This window comes from Gemmiger gallinarum, from assembly GCF_014982805.1.
In the GTDB taxonomy this organism is placed as follows: Bacteria; Bacillota; Clostridia; order Oscillospirales; family Ruminococcaceae; genus Gemmiger; species Gemmiger gallinarum.
On the sequence record NZ_JADCKC010000001.1, the window covers coordinates 672,537 to 689,917 of the forward strand.

14 protein-coding genes are annotated in these 17,381 nt (G+C 62.0%); 12 read left to right on the plus strand and 2 right to left on the minus strand.

The features are described from left to right. The first annotated feature begins 5 nt into the window (after nucleotides 1-5). Together asnB and INF35_RS03245 are read left to right on the plus strand one after the other, a co-directional pair. Entirely contained in the window at nucleotides 6-1,838 is a 1,833-nt protein-coding gene (gene asnB, locus INF35_RS03240; RefSeq protein WP_193500086.1) for an asparagine synthase (glutamine-hydrolyzing), read from the plus strand. 10 nt (nucleotides 1,839-1,848) lie between these two features. Continuing rightward, nucleotides 1,849-3,342 carry a UDP-N-acetylmuramoyl-L-alanyl-D-glutamate--2,6-diaminopimelate ligase gene (locus INF35_RS03245; protein ID WP_193500087.1) on the plus strand — a complete coding sequence of 498 codons (1,494 nt, stop codon included), beginning with the start codon at nucleotides 1,849-1,851 and terminating at the stop codon, nucleotides 3,340-3,342. A 73-nt stretch (nucleotides 3,343-3,415) separates the two neighbouring features. Here INF35_RS03245 and INF35_RS03250 read toward each other — a convergent pair whose 3' ends face one another. Together INF35_RS03250 and INF35_RS03255 are read right to left on the minus strand one after the other, a co-directional pair. Beyond that, the gene (locus INF35_RS03250; RefSeq protein ID WP_193500088.1) at nucleotides 3,416-4,534 is read right to left on the minus strand and encodes an acyltransferase family protein; all 1,119 of its coding nucleotides are present in this window, start codon (nucleotides 4,532-4,534) and stop codon (nucleotides 3,416-3,418) included. 27 nt (nucleotides 4,535-4,561) lie between these two features. After that, nucleotides 4,562-5,098: a PglD-related sugar-binding protein gene (locus INF35_RS03255; protein WP_193500089.1), complete on the minus strand. Its 537-nt coding sequence runs from the start codon at nucleotides 5,096-5,098 to the stop codon at nucleotides 4,562-4,564. A 528-nt stretch (nucleotides 5,099-5,626) separates the two neighbouring features. On the opposite strand from INF35_RS03255, the gene purE reads away from it, so the two are divergent. The 10 genes from purE to INF35_RS13930 all read left to right on the plus strand — a co-directional run bounded on the left by purE (nucleotide 5,627) and on the right by INF35_RS13930 (nucleotide 17,351). Further along, on the plus strand, nucleotides 5,627-6,133 hold the full coding sequence (gene purE / locus INF35_RS03260; protein ID WP_193500090.1) for a 5-(carboxyamino)imidazole ribonucleotide mutase: 507 nt from the start codon (nucleotides 5,627-5,629) through the stop codon (nucleotides 6,131-6,133). 121 nt (nucleotides 6,134-6,254) lie between these two features. After that, nucleotides 6,255-6,968 carry a phosphoribosylaminoimidazolesuccinocarboxamide synthase gene (gene purC / locus INF35_RS03265; RefSeq protein WP_193500091.1) on the plus strand — a complete coding sequence of 238 codons (714 nt, stop codon included), beginning with the start codon at nucleotides 6,255-6,257 and terminating at the stop codon, nucleotides 6,966-6,968. Between the two features lie 44 nt (nucleotides 6,969-7,012). Continuing rightward, nucleotides 7,013-8,482 carry an amidophosphoribosyltransferase gene (purF, locus tag INF35_RS03270; RefSeq protein WP_193500092.1) on the plus strand — a complete coding sequence of 490 codons (1,470 nt, stop codon included), beginning with the start codon at nucleotides 7,013-7,015 and terminating at the stop codon, nucleotides 8,480-8,482. A gap of 42 nt (nucleotides 8,483-8,524) precedes the next feature. Next, nucleotides 8,525-9,565, plus strand: coding sequence for a phosphoribosylformylglycinamidine cyclo-ligase (purM, locus tag INF35_RS03275; RefSeq protein WP_193500093.1), 1,041 nt, complete (start codon nucleotides 8,525-8,527; stop codon nucleotides 9,563-9,565). Then, complete coding sequence (gene purN / locus INF35_RS03280; protein ID WP_193500094.1) at nucleotides 9,562-10,155, plus strand: phosphoribosylglycinamide formyltransferase; 594 nt, start codon at nucleotides 9,562-9,564, stop codon at nucleotides 10,153-10,155. The genes purM and purN overlap by 4 nt, the downstream gene beginning before the upstream one ends. Nucleotides 10,156-10,160: 5 nt before the next feature. After that, on the plus strand, nucleotides 10,161-10,892 hold the full coding sequence (locus tag INF35_RS03285; protein WP_193500095.1) for an IMP cyclohydrolase: 732 nt from the start codon (nucleotides 10,161-10,163) through the stop codon (nucleotides 10,890-10,892). 5 nt (nucleotides 10,893-10,897) lie between these two features. Beyond that, the gene (locus INF35_RS03290) at nucleotides 10,898-12,079 is read left to right on the plus strand and encodes a phosphoribosylaminoimidazolecarboxamide formyltransferase (RefSeq protein ID WP_193500096.1); all 1,182 of its coding nucleotides are present in this window, start codon (nucleotides 10,898-10,900) and stop codon (nucleotides 12,077-12,079) included. A gap of 128 nt (nucleotides 12,080-12,207) precedes the next feature. After that, nucleotides 12,208-13,503, plus strand: coding sequence for a phosphoribosylamine--glycine ligase (purD, locus tag INF35_RS03295; protein ID WP_193500097.1), 1,296 nt, complete (start codon nucleotides 12,208-12,210; stop codon nucleotides 13,501-13,503). Between the two features lie 3 nt (nucleotides 13,504-13,506). Continuing rightward, nucleotides 13,507-17,187 carry a phosphoribosylformylglycinamidine synthase gene (locus INF35_RS03300; RefSeq protein WP_193500098.1) on the plus strand — a complete coding sequence of 1,227 codons (3,681 nt, stop codon included), beginning with the start codon at nucleotides 13,507-13,509 and terminating at the stop codon, nucleotides 17,185-17,187. Between the two features lie 35 nt (nucleotides 17,188-17,222). Continuing rightward, entirely contained in the window at nucleotides 17,223-17,351 is a 129-nt protein-coding gene (locus INF35_RS13930; protein ID WP_268885722.1) for a hypothetical protein, read from the plus strand. Nucleotides 17,352-17,381: the final 30 nt, after the last annotated feature.

Consider the following 17,381-nt stretch of genomic DNA (forward strand, 5'->3'; position numbering starts at 1 on the left):
GCAATATGTGTGGAATCGTAGGATTTGTCGGCGCACGCGCCGATATGGATGAAATTTTGCAGGCCATGATGGACCGCATCGTTCACCGCGGTCCCGACGGTGAAGGCCGCTTTGTGGACGGGCAGGTCGCCCTGGGTCACCGCCGCCTGTCCATCATCGACCTGGAGGGCGGCAAGCAGCCTATGTTCAACGAGGACGGCTCCCTGGTGGTGGTCTTCAACGGCGAGGTCTATAACTTCCAGGAGTTGCGGGAGCAGCTGCTGGCCGCCGGGCACACCTTTGCCACCCGCAGCGACACCGAGGTGCTGCTGCATGGCTATGAGGAATGGGGCAAGGAACTGCTGGACCGGCTGCGGGGCATGTTCACCTTTGCCCTGTGGGATTCCCGGGCAAAGACGCTGCTGCTGGCCCGTGACCACTTCGGCATCAAGCCGCTGTACTACTACCAGAACCCCGAGACCGGCACCCTGATGTTCGGTTCCGAGATCAAGAGCTTTCTGGCCCATCCCGAGTTCCAGAAGGAACTGAACCGGGATCAGCTGGAACTCTACCTCTCCTATCAGTATTCCCCGGGAGAGGACACCTTCTTCAAGGGCGTGAAAAAACTGCTGCCCGCCCACTGGCTGGAATGGAAGGACGGCACCGTGACGGTGCAGCGGTACTGGGAGCCTTCCTTTACCCCCGACCACTCCCTCACCCTGGAGCAGTGGGAGGATGAGATCAGCGACGCCATGAAGGAGAGCGTCTCCGCCCACAAGATCGCCGACGTGGAGGTAGGCAGCTTCCTTTCCTCCGGCGTGGACTCCAGCTATATGGCGGCCCTGGCCAATGTGGACAAAACCTTTACCGTGGGCTTTGCTGACAAACAGTACGACGAGACCGACTACGCCCGGGAGTTCTCCCAGCACATCGGCGTCAAGAACTTTGCCTACCGCATCACCCCGGAGGAATACTGGGTCAATCTGGGCAAGATCCAGTATCACATGGATGAGCCCCTGGCCGACGCGGCCTCGGTGGCGCTCTACTTCGTCAACCGGGAGGCCTCCAGGCAGGTCAAGGTCTGTCTGTCCGGCGAGGGTGCCGACGAATTTTTCGGCGGCTACAACATTTATAAAGAGCCCTTCACCGTCAGCTGGTACGACCGCCTGCCCCTGTGGCTGCGGCGGGCTGTGGGCTCGGTGGCGGAATGCCTGCCCCCGGTGCACGGCGTCAACTTCCTGGTGCGCCGTTCCCGCCCGCTGGAGGAGCGCTATATCGGCAACACCAACCTGATGGATGAGCGCCGCAAAAAGCATCTGCTCAAAGACTACCGCGGCACTGTCAAACCCACCGACCTGTCCCGCAAGCTGTTTGACAAGACCAAAGGTCAGGACGCCGTGACCCGGATGGAGTTCTGCGACCTGAACCTGTGGATGGTGGGCGATATTCTGCTCAAGGCCGACAAGATGAGCATGGCCAACAGTCTGGAGCTGCGGGTGCCCTTCCTGGACAAAAAAGTGTTTGAGCTGGCCCGGCGCATTCCCACCGAGTGCAAGGTCAACGCCGCCCAGACCAAGATTGCCATGCGCGGCGCGGCGGAAAAGACCATTCCCGCCCGCACCGCCGACAAGAAGAAGCTGGGCTTCCCTGTTCCGGTGCGCGCCTGGCTGCGGGACGAACAATACGCCGGTATCGTCCGGGAGGCATTCAACGCGCCTGCCGCAGCGGAATTTTTCAATGTGAAGGAACTGAACCGGATGCTGGACCAGCATGTCTCGGGCAAGCGGGACAACTGGCGGCAGATCTGGTGTGTCTTTATTTTCCTTGTCTGGTATGACGAATATTTTGTAAAACGGTGAGGTAAGAGTCATGCTTTTGAAACATCTGGTCAAGGATATCTCCTATACCCTGGTGCAGGGCAGTCTGAACACTGAGGTATCCGACATTTATTACGACTCCCGCAAGATGACGCCGGGCGGCCTCTTTGTCTGCATCGTGGGCACCCAGCGGGACAGCCATGAGTTTGCGGCCGACGTGGTGGCCAAGGGCGCTGCCACCCTGGTCATCCAGCACGATCTGCCCGCCGAGGTGGTGGCCGCCATGCCCCAGGTGACCATCCTGAAAACCGACAACACTCGCTATGCCATGGCCATGCTGGCAGCCGCCTACTTCGGCCACCCCGCCGGGGAGATGACCATGATCGGCGTGACCGGCACCAAGGGCAAGACCACTACCACCCACATGATCAAGGCAGTGCTGGAAGCCGCCGGCCACCGGGTGGGCATGATCGGCACCAACGGCGTCTACTACCCCAACCATCACTACGACCTGAACAACACCACCCCCGAAAGCTACGACCTGCAGCGCATTCTGCGCCAGCTGGCCGATGCCGGGTGTGACAGCTGCGTCATGGAGGTTTCCAGCCAGGGCATCATGATGGACCGCGTAGCAGGGGTTCGCTACAAGATCGGCGTGTTCACCAACCTGTATCCCGACCACATCGGTCCCGGCGAGCACCAGAGCTTTGAGGAGTACCGCTCCTGGAAGGGTCATCTCTTCCGCCGGTGCGAGATCGGCGTGGTCAATGCCGACGACGAGAACACCGCTCCCCTGCTGGAGGGCCACACCTGCCGGGTGACCACCTACGGCATCGACGCTGCCGATGCCGACTTCCGTGCCGGGCATGAGTACAAACTGCTGCGTACCAAGAATATGCTGGGCGTAGCCTTCCATGTTTCCGGCCGGGAGGAGATGGACGTTCAGGTCAACATGCCGGGACTGTTCAGCATCTACAATGCTCTGGCCACCATTGCAGTGGCAAAAGAGCTGGGTTTGCCCGACGAGGCCATCCATCAGGGCCTTTCCACCGCCGTGGTCAAGGGCCGGGTGGAGCTGGTGCCGGTGAGTCACCGGTTCACCATCCTCCTGGACTACGCCCACAACGAGGCAGCAACCGAGAGCCTGATGGAAACCCTGCGGGCCTACAAGCCCACCCGTCTGGTGGTGGTCTTTGGCTGCGGCGGCAACCGCAGCAAGCTGCGCCGCTACGGCATGGGTGAGGTCTGTGCCAAGCTGGCCGACTTCTGCATCCTGACCGAGGACAACAACCGCTTTGAAAAGGTGGAGGACATCATCGCCGACATCAAGGTGGGCATGAACAAGGGCAATCCCGACGCCAAGTACGTGGAGATCCCCGACCGTCTGGATGCTTTGCACTACGCCATCGACAACGCTCAGGACGGCGACATGATCGCGGTCATCGGCAAGGGGCACGAGGCTTACCGGGACCGGGAGGGCATCAAAACGCCTTTCCTGGAGCGGGAGCTGATCGAGGAGTATGCCGCCGAGAAGGGCATCGAGTAAGCTTCTCTCCGAATACAGTACCTAAACAGAACAGGGCATGGACCCAAAAGTCCATGCCCTGTTTGTTTTTGTATTATGCCGTAAGGTTCTTTTGCCCGTCCAGCCGGCTGCGGATGGCCCGCCAGATGGCCAGCACCCCCGCCGGCAGCAGTTTATACCAGATGTTTGCCACCAGGTTGAACAGCCCCGCAATGGGTGCCGAGGCAAACAGGCAGATGGTTCCGCCTGCTGCCAGGAATACCCAGCCTGCCACGGCAGCCACTTCCTTTTCTCCGGCGATGGCATAAGTGCCCAGCTCCACCAGGAAGGCGTAAACCGGCATATGCATGATATAGACGGGCAGCGTCCGTTTGCCCAGAGAGGCCAGCGTCCGCACATTGCCCAGAAAAGCAATAAGCACCAGGGAGGTCAGAATACCGATGAGATAAAACCATGCCCGGTCCTCCATGGTGTAGCCGTCATTATAGGCCACATCATTGAAAATACGCGCCCCCTCATAGACCGGCTCGGGCGCTTCCAGAATCAGATGCATCCAGTAGCCGTATACCCCCAGAAAGGCCGCGCCGGACAGAAGCCGCAGCGGAATGAACCGCATGGCCGCCCGGAACCAGCAGTCGATCTCCTGACGGAAGAGCACTCCCGCCGCAAAGAAGGGAAAGAAGCAGAACACCCGGTTGAGGGAGTATTTCCACTCCATGCCCCCGGCCCAGAGCCCCAGGGCTACCGCTGCGGCCAGGCCCAGAATCCGTCCCGGTATCCAGAGTTTATCCCGCAGCAGAGCCAGCAGAGGCACCGTCAGCTCCCAGAAAATGAGGGCGTAGAGATACCACATATGCCGCCAGGGGGTGACCAGCAGCTGCAGGGTATCCCCCGCCGCCGTCAGGTCCTCAGTGAGGACATACTGCCGGAACAGCAAAAGCCCGCCCTGACAGAGCAGGTACAGCCAGACCTGCTGAAAGATCAGCTTGAACACATTGAACTTGGCAACCAGTCCGCTGCACAAACAGAACAGCGCCATGTGAAACAGATACATGCACTCGAAGCTGCCGTTGAAGATGGGGGAATTTCCCCGGTAATATTCCTCAAAATGGCCCCACACCACCAGAATGATGCCCAGGCCTTTCATCGCATCCACGTAGACCCGTCTTGCCGGTTTCTTGATCTCCGCCGGGGCGTTTTGCGTTTCTGCCATAAAATGTCTCCTTTCTGCCGGGGTGCGTCACCGGACGGCTGCCGGGATTTCCCAGGGGGAACGGATCACCTGTCCGCTGTCCACCTTGGTGCAGCTTTCCAGACGGGCACCCGCTTTCACGATGGCCCCCGGCGCTGCATGGACCCCATCTCCCAGCACCACGTCATGGTCGATGCTTGCCCCCGCGTTGAGGATGCATCCCGCCCCCGCCACGGTGCGGGCACCCACCCAGCACAGCGGCAGCACCACGGTCCCCTCTCCCAGCCGGGCCGACGGACAGACAAAGGCCCGGGAATGTACAAACACCGGCAGGCGGTACCCTGCCGCCCGCAACCGGTCGATGAGTTCCAGCCGCAGGGCGTTATTTCCCACCGCTGCAAAGGCGTCGGGGCAGAGGGCGCGCAGGTCTGGCCGTTCCAGATCGTCCAGGCGGCCCGCACAGTCGGGGGCGTTGTCGTCCAGGAACAGCACCTTCTCATACAATCCCGTTTCCGTCAGCAGCTCGGCCAGCTCGGTGCCGAAGCCGCCTTTGCCCAGAACGAGTGCGCTCTTTTGCCGTGTCATCCGTATCCCTGCCTTTCGCTGCGGGGAGGCTTCCCCGCCGGTTTTGCCCACATTATACCATAGATCGGATGCCTTGTGCGGCGGATTCTCACCTTTGACGGGAAAAGGTTGTAAATTTTCTGTGGACATTCCCGCTGCGTCTGCAGCACCCATGGGCAGAGGCTTCAAAAAGTCATACTTTTGCCTGTTTGTTTCTGGTAAAATTGCTAAAATGTCGTTTTTTGACATTGCCCCACTGGCAACTTAGCCGAAATGCTCCCGCTCTGCTTGCAATTTGCCCGCCGGGGATTTACACTGAACGTACAGGGCGGTTTCCGCAGGATCTGTTTTTGCCCGGTTTTCTCAGCATTCGGGCAGCAAATTTTGTGCAAGGGGGATTGACTGTGTCTTGTATCCGGACGCAGGTTCGCTCGAAAGAAGCGGGCAGCATGTTTTCTCCCTCTCGCCGTGTATCCATATGTCCGTAACCCGCAAGCGCAGTGCACCATAACCGCACTGCGCTGTTTACTTTTTCAGGAGGGCAGTAAAATGAACGAACAGAAAAAAGTTGCCATTGTCATGGGTTCCGACAGCGACTGGCCGGTGGTCAAGGGCGCCTGCAGTGTTCTGAAGGACTTCGGCGTTCCCTATGAGGCCCGGGTCCTGTCGGCTCACCGCACCCCCGCCGCAGCCGCCGACTTTGCCAAAAACGCCCGCGCCAACGGCTTCGGCGTCATTCTGTGCGCCGCCGGCATGGCCGCCCATCTGGCCGGTGCCTTCGCCGCCAACACCACCCTGCCGGTCATCGGCATCCCCATGAAGGGCGGCGCCATGGACGGCATGGACGCTCTGCTGGCTACCGTCCAGATGCCTTCCGGCTTCCCCGTGGCGACCGTGGCCCTGAACGGTGCCAAGAACGCCGCCTACCTGGCTGTTGCCATCCTGGCCCTCTCCGATGAGGAGCTGACCGCCAAGCTGGAAAAGTTCCGCGCCGACACCGCTGAGGCCATCGCCAAGAAGGATGCCGCCATCCGCGCCGAGGCTGCCGCACTGTAACCTTTCCTCCCCAAACCCACATTTTTATACCATACAGGGTGTGCAATATTACCATGCTATGGTATGATATTGATAGAAAGTAAACGAACCTTACCCATTACCAGAAAAGGAGCGTATCACCATGAATGTTACCATTAAAGAGCAGATGTACGAAGGCAAGGCAAAGCAGGTTTTCGCCACCAGCGATCCCGAGATCGTCATGGTCCACTACAAGGATGACGCCACTGCCGGCGACGGTGAGAAGAAGGGCACCATCCGCGACAAGGGCATCGTCAACAACAAGCTGTCCAACGCTCTCATGCAGAAGCTGGAAAAGGAAGGCATCCCCACCCATTACGTGGAGGAGCTCAACGACCGTGACACCCTGGTCAAGAAGGTGGAGATCGTTCCCCTGGAGGTCATCATCCGCAATATGGCCGCCGGTCACTTCTCCCTGCGCATGGGCGTTGCCGAGGGCACTCCCTTCAAGACCCCCATTCTCGAGTTCAGCTACAAGAACGACGACCTGCATGATCCCTTCATCAACCACTACTACGCTCTGGCCCTTGACCTGGCTACCCAGGAAGAGATCGACACCATCACCAAGTACGCCTTCAAGGTCAACGAGGTGCTGAAGAAGATCCTGCTGGATGTCAACATCCGCCTCATCGACTTCAAGCTGGAGTTCGGCCGCCTGGCCGACGGCACCATCATTCTGGCCGACGAGATCAGCCCCGACACCTGCCGTTTCTGGGATGCCACCACCGGCGCCCATCTGGACAAGGACCTGTTCCGCCGCGATCTGGGCGGCGAGGCCGACGCCTACCAGGAGGTCATGAAGCGCCTGCTGGGCTGATGCGTCCCTTTCCTTGCTGATCTTTTGTTGTGAGGTTAATATACATGTGTGAATCTGCCCTTACCGAAGCCCTGCACGAAGAATGCGGCGTATTCGGTATTTATGACAAGACCGGCGAGACCGACATGGTCAGCGCGGTATACAGCGCTCTGTATGCTTTGCAGCACCGTGGTCAGGAAAGCTGCGGCATGGCCCTGAACGTGGACGGCGTGCTGTCCGGCTACCGTGACCTGGGTCTTGTGAGCGAGGTCTTTACCAAGCGCGTGCTGGAGGATCTGCCCCACGACGCCAAGATGGCCACCGGCCATGTGCGCTACGCCACCGCCGGTCAACGCAGCCGCTCCAACGCCCAGCCCATGGTCCTGCATCACTGCAAGGGCGCCATGGCCATCTGCCACAACGGCAACCTGGTCAACGCGCCCAAGCTGCGCCGCAAGCTGGAGATGAGCGGTTCCATCTTCCACGGCACTTCCGACACCGAAGTCATCGGATATCTGCTGACCCAGAACCGCCTGCTGACCCCCAACATCGAGATGGCCGTCAGCCGTACCATGGACGACATTGAGGGTGCCTACAGTCTGGTCATCATGACCCACACCAAGCTCATCGCCGCCCGGGACCCCAACGGCTTCCGTCCCCTGTGCATCGGTGAGCTGCCTGACGGCGCGGGCTACGCCTTCGCCTCCGAGTCCTGCGCTCTGGACGCTGTGGGAGCCAGGTTCGTGCGGGATGTCCGCCCCGGCGAGATCGTCATTGCCGACCACGCGGGCCTGCGCAGCATTGACACCCACTGCAACACTGCGCCCCACACCATCTGCGTCTTTGAGTACATCTACTTTGCCCGTCCCGACTCGGTCATCGAGGGCACCTGCGTCCATGAGGCCCGGCTGCAGGCAGGGCGCTTCCTGGCGCAGGAGCATCCTGTGGAGGCCGACGTGGTCATCGGCGCGCCGGATTCCGGCCTGGACGCTGCCCTGGGGTACGCTCAGGAAAGCGGTATCCCCTACGGCATCGGTTTCATCAAGAACAAGTATGTGGGCCGCACCTTCATTCAGGGCAACCAGAAGCAGCGGGAAAACAGCGTCCGCATCAAGCTCAACGCCATTGAGTCCACCGTCAAGGGCAAGCGCGTTGTGCTGGTGGACGACTCCATCGTCCGCGGCACCACCAGCGCCCGCACCATCCGCCTGCTGCGGGAGGCCGGTGCCAAGGAGGTGCACTACCGCATCAGCGCGCCGCCTTTCATCCATCCCTGCTATTTCGGCACCGACATCCCCGACGAGAAAGACCTGATCGCCACCGGCCACACCGTGGAGGAGATCAACCGTCTGGTGGGTTCCGACACGCTGGGCTATCTGAGCGTGGAGCATGTCAAGCAGCTTGCCATCCACAGCCACTGCGATTTCTGCACCGGCTGCTTTACCGGTCAGTATCCCGTGACCCCGCCCGCCGAGACGATGGACATTGTCTACGACAAGCCGCTGAGCGTTTCCAATCCCCAGAAAAAGCTGTGACCCTGCGCGGCGCACCGCCGCAGGCATCCAAGGAGGATCGTTATGCAAAAGAGTCATTCCGAGAGTTACGCCGCTGCCGGTGTGGATATCACCGCGGGCTACAAGGCCGTTGAACTGATGAAGCAGTACGTCGACCGCACCATGAACCGCCACTGCATTGGCGGGCTGGGCGGCTTCGGCGGTCTGTTTGAGCTGGACTGCACCAACATGCCCCACCCTGTGCTGATCTCCGGCACCGACGGCGTGGGCACCAAGCTGCGCATCGCACATTTCATGGACAAGCATGACACCGTGGGCATCGACTGCGTTGCCATGTGCGTCAACGACGTCATCTGCGCAGGCGCCAAGCCTCTGGTGTTCCTGGACTACATCGCCTGCGGCAAGAACGTACCCGAGCGCATTGCCGAGCTGGTCAAGGGCGTGGCCGAGGGCTGCGTTCAGGCAGGCTGCGCTCTGGTGGGCGGCGAGACCGCCGAGATGCCCGGCTTCTACCCCGAGGATGAGTACGACTTGGCCGGCTTTACCGTGGGCGCCGTGGACAAGAGCAAGATCCTGGACAACTCCACCATGGTCCCCGGCGATGTCATGATCGCTCTGCCCTCCTCCGGCGTGCACTCCAACGGCTTCTCGCTGGTGCGCAAGATCTTTGATCTGGAAAACCAGCCCGAAGTGCTGGAGAAGCGGTATCCTGCCCTGGGCTGCACCCTGGGCGAGGCTTTGCTGGCTCCCACCCGCATCTACGTCAAGCCGGTGCTGGCGCTGATGGAGGAAGTTACCGTCAAGGGCGTGTCCCACATCACCGGCGGCGGCTTCTATGAGAACATCCCCCGCAGTCTGAAGGCCGGCTGCTGCGCCCGCATCCGCAAGGAGGATGTGCGCACCCCCGCCCTCTTCGACGTGCTGGCCAAGGAAGGCAACATTCCCGAGCGCGACATGTTCAACACCTTCAACATGGGCGTTGGCATGGTGCTGACCGTTGCCGCCGAGGACGCCGACAAGGCTCTCGAAATCCTCAAGGCCAACGGCGAGGATGCCTACCGTCTCGGTGTCATTGCCGAGGGCGAAGGAGTGGAACTGGTATGATGAAGATCGCGGTTTTGGTATCCGGCGGCGGCACCAACCTCCAGGCCATTCTGGAGAGCGAGCGCCGGGGTGAGAACCCGAACGGCAAGGTCACTCTGGTGGTGGCCAGCAAGCCCGGGGTCTACGCTCTGGAACGCGCGGCCTCCTTCGGGGTGCCCACGGCGGTGGTCAGCCGCAAGGACTATGCCACCTCGGAAGAATTTGACGCCGCCCTGCTGAGCGTCCTTCAGGAAAACGGCATCGAGCTGGTGGTTCTGGCCGGATTTCTCAGCGTGCTGGGTCCCAGCGTCATCGCGGCCTATCCCAACCGCATCCTCAACGTCCATCCCAGCCTGATCCCCAGCTTCTGCGGGCCCGGCTTCTACGGCCTGCGGGTGCACGAGGCCGCTCTGGCCCGGGGTGTCAAGGTGACGGGTGCGACCGTCCACTTTGTCAACGAGGTATGCGACGGCGGTCCCATCCTGCTGCAGAAGGCGGTGGAGATCCAGCCCGGCGATACCCCCGAAGTCTTACAAAAACGGGTGATGGTGGAGGCAGAGTGGAAGCTGCTGCCCCGTGCCATCGCCATGGTCTGCAACGGTGAGGTGTAACAGCTATGAAAAAGAACCTGTACAGATATCTTTCCGGCAACGAATATCCCGGCCGCGGCATCTGCCTGGGCCTCTCCCCCGACGGCACCAAAGCCATGGTTGCCTACTGGATCATGGGCCGCAGCGCCAACAGCCGCAACCGCGTGTTTGAGGCCATTCCCGGCGGCATCCGCACGGTGGCGGCCGACCCCGCCAAGATGGAGGACCCGCACCTCATCATCTACAATCCCGTGCTGACCCTGCACGAGACCACCATCGTCACCAACGGCGACCAGACCGACACCATTTATCACTTCATCCGGGACAATCTCTTCCCGGGCTACAGCTTTGAGGCTGCCCTGTCCACCCGTCTGTTCGAGGACGACGGCCCCAACTTCACCCCGCGCATTTCCGGCGTGGTCAACATGCGCCGCGGCGGTTACAAGCTGAACATCCTCAAGACCTGCGAGGGCGACCCCACCAGTCTGGAGCGCCAGACCTACGATTACCCGCAGCCTCTGGCCGGTGAGGGTCACTTCATCAGCACCTACCAGAAGAACGGCTCCCCCATCCCCAGCTACGCAGGCGAGCCCATGCGCGTGGCCATCGACCAGAACGACCCCAACGAGTTTGCCGGAAAGCTGTGGGAGGCACTCAACGAGGACAACAAGGTCAGCCTGTTCGTCCGTGCCATCACTCTGGCCACCGGCGACTACGAGGATGTTATCCTGAACAAATACACTGCTGTGGAGGGCTGAGATCCATGAAGGAATTTGAACTGAAATACGGTACCAACCCCAACCAGAAGCCTGCCCGCATCTACATGGCAGACGGCAGCGAGCTGCCCATCCAGATCATGAACGGCCGTCCCGGCTACATCAACTTTCTGGATGCCTTCAACAGCTACCAGCTGGTCCGTGACCTGAAAGCGGCTCTGGGCCTGCCCGCCGCCGCCAGCTTCAAGCATGTCTCCCCCGCCGGCGCGGCCCTGGGCCTGCCCCTGGATGAGACGCTGCGCCGGATGTACCACATCGGCGCCGACGTGGAGCTGTCTCCTCTGGCCTGCGCTTACGCCCGCGCCCGCGGCGCTGACCGCATGTCCAGCTTCGGCGACTGGATTGCCCTGTCCGATGTCTGCGACCTGGCTACCGCCAAGCTGATCCAGCACGAGGTGTCCGACGGCATCATTGCCCCCGGCTACGACGCCGACGCCCTGGAAGTGCTGAAATCCAAGAAAAAGGGCAACTACAACATCGTTGCCATCGATCCCGACTACGTCCCTGCCCACATCGAGACCCGCACCGTTTTCGGCGTGACCTTTGAGCAGGGCCGTCAGGACCTGACCATCAACGCCGACACCATGCTGACCAACCTCGTCACCAGGAACAAGACCCTCACCGAGGATCAGAAGCGCGACCTGGTCATGAGCCTCATCGTCCTCAAGTACACCCAGTCCAACTCGGTGTGCTATGTCCAGGGCGGCCAGACCATCGGCGTGGGTGCCGGCCAGCAGAGCCGCATCCACTGCACCCGTCTGGCGGGCCAGAAAGCCGACAACTGGCAGCTGCGCCATATGCCCAAGGTGTTGGATCTGCCCTTCCGCGACGATGTGAGCAAGCCCAACCGGGACAACGCCATCGATGTCTACATCGGCGACACCCCCGAGGATGTCATCGGCGACGACGTGTGGGCCGAGACCTTCACCACCCAGCCTGAGCCGCTGACCGCTGAGGAAAAGCGCGCCTGGCTGGACAAGGTGACCGGTGTCTCCCTGGGCAGCGACGCCTTCTTCCCCTTCGGGGACAACATCGAGCGTGCCCGCCGCAGCGGCGTGACCGCCATCGTTCAGCCCGGCGGCAGCATCCGTGACAGCCAGGTCATCGAGACCTGCGACAAGTACGGCATTGCCATGGCCTTCTGCGGCATCCGGCTGTTCCACCATTGATTTGAGCCATTACACGAAAAGGAAGCCTGAAACCTTATACGGCGTCGGGCTTCCTTTTCGGGGTTTTTGTCACAGCCTTTCCTGTATGTAAAATTCAGACGGTGTACCGTCATAAAGGAGTTTTCGATATGAAGATTCTCGTCGTCGGCGGCGGTGGACGTGAACACGCCATCATCCGCGCCCTCAAGCAAAGCCCCGATTGCACCGAGATCTGGTGCGCCCCCGGCAACGGCGGCATCAGCTACGACGCCACCTGCAAGGCTATCCCCGCCACCGATGTGGACGCTATGGTGGCCTTTGCCAAGGAGGAAGCCTTCGACTACGTGGTCGTGGCCCAGGATGATCCCCTGGCACTGGGCATGGTGGACGCTCTGGCAGCGGTGGGCATCCCTGCCTTCGGCCCTGACAAGGCGGCTGCCCGCATTGAGGCCAGCAAGGTCTTCAGCAAGGACCTGATGAAAAAGTACGGCATCCCCACCGCCGGGTATGAAGTGTTTGACGATCCTGCCAAGGTCATGGACTATGTCCGCGCCCAGGGCAAATACCCCGTGGTCATCAAGGCGGACGGCCTGGCCCTGGGCAAGGGCGTGCTGATCTGCCAGGACGAAGCCGAAGCCGAGGCCGCCGTCAAGGAGATCATGCTGGACAAAAAGTTCGGCGCTTCCGGCAGCCGCGTGGTGGTGGAGGAGTTCCTCACCGGCCCCGAGGTGAGCGTGCTGTCCTTCTGTGACGGCAAGACCCTGAAGCCTATGGTATCCAGCATGGACCACAAGCGCGCCCTGGACGGCGACCAGGGCCTGAACACCGGCGGCATGGGCACCGTTGCTCCCAACCCCTACTACACCCCCGAGATGGCCGACCGCTGCATGAAAGAGATCTTCCTGCCCACCGTGGCCGCCATGCAGGCGGAGGGCTGCCCCTTCAAGGGCTGCCTGTACTTCGGCCTGATGCTCACCCCCGACGGCCCCAAGGTCATTGAATACAACTGCCGTTTCGGCGACCCCGAGACTCAGGTGGTGCTGCCCCTGCTGCAGAGTGACCTGTTGAAGATCATGCTGGCCACCACCAACGGCACCCTGGACCAGACCGACGTGGTCTTTTCCGACGGCGCCGCGGCCTGCGTGGTGCTGGCCTCCGGCGGCTATCCCCTCTCCTACGAGAAGGGCAAGCCCATCACCGGACTGGAGAACGGCCAGCTGCCCGGCGGGGAGGCCACCGTCTATCACGCCGGCACCGCCGTCAAGGACGGCGTGCTGGTGACGGCAGGCGGCCGCGTCCTGGGTGTGACCGCCACCGCCCCCACCCTGCCCGAGGCTTTGAAAAAAGCCTACGCGGCGGCGGACGGCATCCACTTTGATAAACTGCACAAGCGCTCCGACATCGGCGCGCGCGCCCTTGCCGCACTGCAGAAAGAGAGGGATTAACCTATGGTTTACCGTATTTACGTTGAGAAAAAGCCCGGCTTCGACGGCGAAGCCCAGTCCCTGCTGCATGAGCTGACCGAACTGGTCGGCATCACCAGCCTGAAAGGCCTGCGCCTCATCAACCGCTACGACGTGGAGGGCATCGACAAAGAACTGTTCGACCGTGCCATCCCCACCGTGTTCAGCGAGCCGCCGGTGGACGTGACCTACAACACCCTGCCCGAGGCCCAGACCGTCTTTGCGGTGGAGTACCTGCCCGGCCAGTTTGACCAGCGCGCCGACTCCGCTTCCCAGTGCATCCAGCTGCTCAGTCAGGGCGAGCGCCCCGACGTGCGCAGCGCCAAGGTCTACCTGCTGGAGGGCGAGCTCTCCGCCGACGATCTGGCTGCCATCAAGAAGTATGTCATCAACCCGGTGGAAGCCCGCGAGGCCAGCCTGGAGGAGCGCACCACGCTCAAGATGGAGTTCGCCGTCCCCAGCGCCGTGGAGACGCTGACCGGCTTCATTGAGATGGACGACGACGCCCTGGAGGCCTTCCGCGTAGAGAAGGGCCTGGCCATGGACCATGCCGACATCGTCTTCTGCCAGGACTACTTCAAGAGCGAACACCGCGATCCCACCATCACTGAGATCCGCGTCATCGATACCTACTGGTCCGACCACTGCCGCCACACCACCTTCGGCACCATCCTGGACGACGTCCAGATCGACGACGCCGTGGTCCAGGCTGCCTTTGACCGTTACATGGCCCTGCGTGCCGAGACCGGCCGCGACAAGAAGCCCCGCACCCTCATGGATGCGGCCACCATCGGTGCCAAGGCCCTGAAAGAGCGCGGCATCCTGAAGAACCTGGACGAGAGCGAGGAGATCAACGCCTGCACCGTCAAGATCAAGTGCGACGTGGACGGTGAACTGCAGGATTGGCTGTTCCTCTTCAAGAACGAGACCCACAACCATCCCACCGAGATCGAGCCTTTCGGCGGCGCGGCCACCTGCATCGGCGGCGCCATCCGCGATCCCCTGTCCGGCCGCAGCTACGTCTATCAGGCCATGCGCGTGACCGGCGCGGGCAACCCGCTGCAGCCCGTCTCCGAGACCATGGAGGGCAAGCTGCCCCAGCGCAAGCTGGTCACCACCGCCGCGGCAGGCTATTCCAGCTACGGCAACCAGATCGGTCTGGCCACCGGTCAGGTCAGCGAGCTGTACCATCCCGGCTACGTGGCCAAGCGCATGGAGATCGGCGCCGTTGTGGGCGCCACCCCGGCCAGCCATGTCCGCCGCGAGACCCCTGCCCCGGGCGACGTTATCATTCTGCTGGGCGGCCGCACCGGCCGTGACGGCATCGGCGGCGCTACCGGCTCCTCCAAGGCGCACAAGCTGTCCAGCCTGGAGACCTGCGGCGCCGAGGTCCAGAAGGGCAATGCCCCCATCGAGCGCAAACTGCAGCGTCTCTTCCGCCGGGAGGATGCCTGCCGCATGATCAAGCGCTGCAACGACTTCGGTGCGGGCGGCGTGTCCGTTGCCATCGGCGAGCTGGCCGACGGTCTGTCCATCGACCTGAACAAGGTCACCAAGAAGTACGAGGGTCTGGACGGCACCGAGCTGGCCATCAGCGAGAGCCAGGAGCGCATGGCTGTAGCCGTGGCCGCCAAGGATGCCGACGCTTTCATCGCTCTGGCTTCCGAAGAAAATCTGGAGGCCAACATCGTGGCCACCGTCACCGAGGAACCCCGCATGAAGGAGTTCTGGAACGGACAGGCCATCGTCGACCTGTCCCGGGAGTTCCTGTCCTCCAACGGCGCCGAGCGTCACGCCAGCGCCCACATCCTGCCCGGCCGCACCTGGCAGCCCCAGTGGTCCGGCCGCACCTTCCCCGAGAAGATGCACTCCCTGGTCACCGACCTGAACGTCTGCAGCCAGAAGGGCCTGGGCGAGCGGTTTGACTCCACCATCGGCGCGGCCACCGTGCTCATGCCCTACGGCGGCAAGTACCAGCTGACCCCCGCCATGGCCATGGCTGCCAAGCTGCCCGTGGACGGCGAGACCACCACTTGCTCCGGCATGGCCTGGGGCTTCAACCCCTACCTGACCGAGGCCGATCCCTACCGCGGCGCTTACATGGCCGTGGTGGAGAGCGTGACCAAGCTGGTCTGCGCCGGCTTCCGCCACACCGACGCCTACCTGACCTTCCAGGAATACTTTGAGCATATGGGCACCCAGCCCGAGCGCTGGGGCAAGCCGCTGGCCGCTCTGCTGGGCGCACTGGATGCCCAGATGGGCCTGGGCATCGCCTCCATCGGCGGCAAGGACAGCATGTCCGGCAGCTTTGAGGGACTGGATGTTCCGCCCACTCTGGTCAGCTTTGCCACTGCCGTCGGCAACACCCGCAGCGTGCTGAGCCCCGAATTCAAGAAAGCCAACAGCGCCGTTGTCATCCTCAAGCCCCAGTACAAGGACGGCCTGCCCGAGATCGGCAGCCTGTTGTCCATCTACAAGACGGTGGAGCAGATGATCGACGAGGGCAAGGTCCTGGCAGCTGCCACTCCCGGTTACGGCGGCGTGGCCGAGGCTCTGTTCAAAATGTGCGTGGGCAACCATGTGGGCCTGCGCCTGAGCGACAACGTCAACGTGGCCGACCTCTTCAAGCCCTGCTATGGCGCGGTGATTCTGGAACTGCTGGATGCTTCCGCCGGTCAGTTCCTGGGCTTCACCACCGTGGATTATGAGCTGGTGGCCGGCGGCGAGGCTGCCGACCTGGCCGCCCTGCAGGAAGTGTGGGAAGCCAAGCTGGAGCCGGTCTTCCCCTACCGCAAGGCTGGCGACGCAGTGTCCGCTCTGGAGTATGACTGCAAGCATCAGGTTGCACCGGCTGTCCGGCTGGCAACGCCCAAAGTGGTCATTCCCGTCTTCCCCGGCACCAACTGTGAATACGACACCGCACGTGCCTTCCGCCGCGCCGGCGGTGACCCGCGCATCCTGGTCCTGAAGAACCTGACCCCCGCCGATGTAGCCGAGAGCTGCGACGCTCTGGTCAAGGCTCTGGATGAGTCCCAGATCCTCATGCTGCCGGGCGGCTTCTCCGGCGGCGACGAGCCGGACGGCAGCGCCAAGTTCATCACTGCCTTCTTCCGGGCGCCCGCTGTGGCAGACGCCGTCAATCGCCTGCTCAACGAGCGCGAGGGTCTGGCCCTGGGCATCTGCAACGGCTTCCAGGCTCTCATCAAGCTGGGCCTTGTCCCCTACGGCGAGATCCGCCCCATCACCGAAAATGACCCCACCCTGACCTTCAACACCGTGGGCCGCCACCAGAGCATGCTGGTGCGTACCCGCGTGGCTTCCACCAAGAGCCCCTGGCTGTCCGAGTGTAGCGTCAACGACGAGCATCTCATCGCCATCAGCCACGGCGAAGGCCGCTTTGTCTGCAACGATGCCCTGCTCCAGCAGCTCATCGACAATGGTCAGGTCGCCACGCAGTATGTTGATCTGAACTGCGTGCCCACCATGGACCAGCGCTACAACCCCAACGGCAGCGTGCTGGCCATCGAGGGCATCTCCAGCCCGGACGGCCGTGTTCTGGGCAAGATGGGCCACAGCGAACGCAGCGCCGACAATCTGTACAAGAATGTGGGCGGCGACAAGTATCAGCCGCTGTTTGAGGGCGGCGTCAACTACTTCAAGCTGTAAGCATCCGCCCGCTGCAAAGAAAGTGAGGGATCGGTATGGATATTGGATTCGGAGTCGGCACCCTGCTTGCCGCCTGGAATATTCTCTACGGCGTGGCACGGTTTTCCTTTTACATTCTGGGCATCGTGTGCATGGTCAAATACCTGTCCGGCCGCCGGAATTGAGTTCCATATAAGCCGCGCTTTTGAATGCGC

Excerpts from the sequence above, each read along its gene's own strand:
- asnB (WP_193500086.1), top strand. The coding sequence starts at position 6 with ATGTGTGGAATCGTAGGATTTGTCGGCGCACGCGCCGATATGGATGAA.
- INF35_RS03245 (WP_193500087.1), top strand. The coding sequence starts at position 1,849 with ATGCTTTTGAAACATCTGGTCAAGGATATCTCCTATACCCTGGTGCAG.
- INF35_RS03250 (WP_193500088.1), bottom strand. The coding sequence starts at position 4,534 with ATGGCAGAAACGCAAAACGCCCCGGCGGAGATCAAGAAACCGGCAAGA.
- INF35_RS03255 (WP_193500089.1), bottom strand. The coding sequence starts at position 5,098 with ATGACACGGCAAAAGAGCGCACTCGTTCTGGGCAAAGGCGGCTTCGGC.
- purE (WP_193500090.1), top strand. The coding sequence starts at position 5,627 with ATGAACGAACAGAAAAAAGTTGCCATTGTCATGGGTTCCGACAGCGAC.
- purC (WP_193500091.1), top strand. The coding sequence starts at position 6,255 with ATGAATGTTACCATTAAAGAGCAGATGTACGAAGGCAAGGCAAAGCAG.
- purF (WP_193500092.1), top strand. The coding sequence starts at position 7,013 with ATGTGTGAATCTGCCCTTACCGAAGCCCTGCACGAAGAATGCGGCGTA.
- purM (WP_193500093.1), top strand. The coding sequence starts at position 8,525 with ATGCAAAAGAGTCATTCCGAGAGTTACGCCGCTGCCGGTGTGGATATC.
- purN (WP_193500094.1), top strand. The coding sequence starts at position 9,562 with ATGATGAAGATCGCGGTTTTGGTATCCGGCGGCGGCACCAACCTCCAG.
- INF35_RS03285 (WP_193500095.1), top strand. The coding sequence starts at position 10,161 with ATGAAAAAGAACCTGTACAGATATCTTTCCGGCAACGAATATCCCGGC.
- INF35_RS03290 (WP_193500096.1), top strand. The coding sequence starts at position 10,898 with ATGAAGGAATTTGAACTGAAATACGGTACCAACCCCAACCAGAAGCCT.
- purD (WP_193500097.1), top strand. The coding sequence starts at position 12,208 with ATGAAGATTCTCGTCGTCGGCGGCGGTGGACGTGAACACGCCATCATC.
- INF35_RS03300 (WP_193500098.1), top strand. The coding sequence starts at position 13,507 with ATGGTTTACCGTATTTACGTTGAGAAAAAGCCCGGCTTCGACGGCGAA.
- INF35_RS13930 (WP_268885722.1), top strand. The coding sequence starts at position 17,223 with ATGGATATTGGATTCGGAGTCGGCACCCTGCTTGCCGCCTGGAATATT.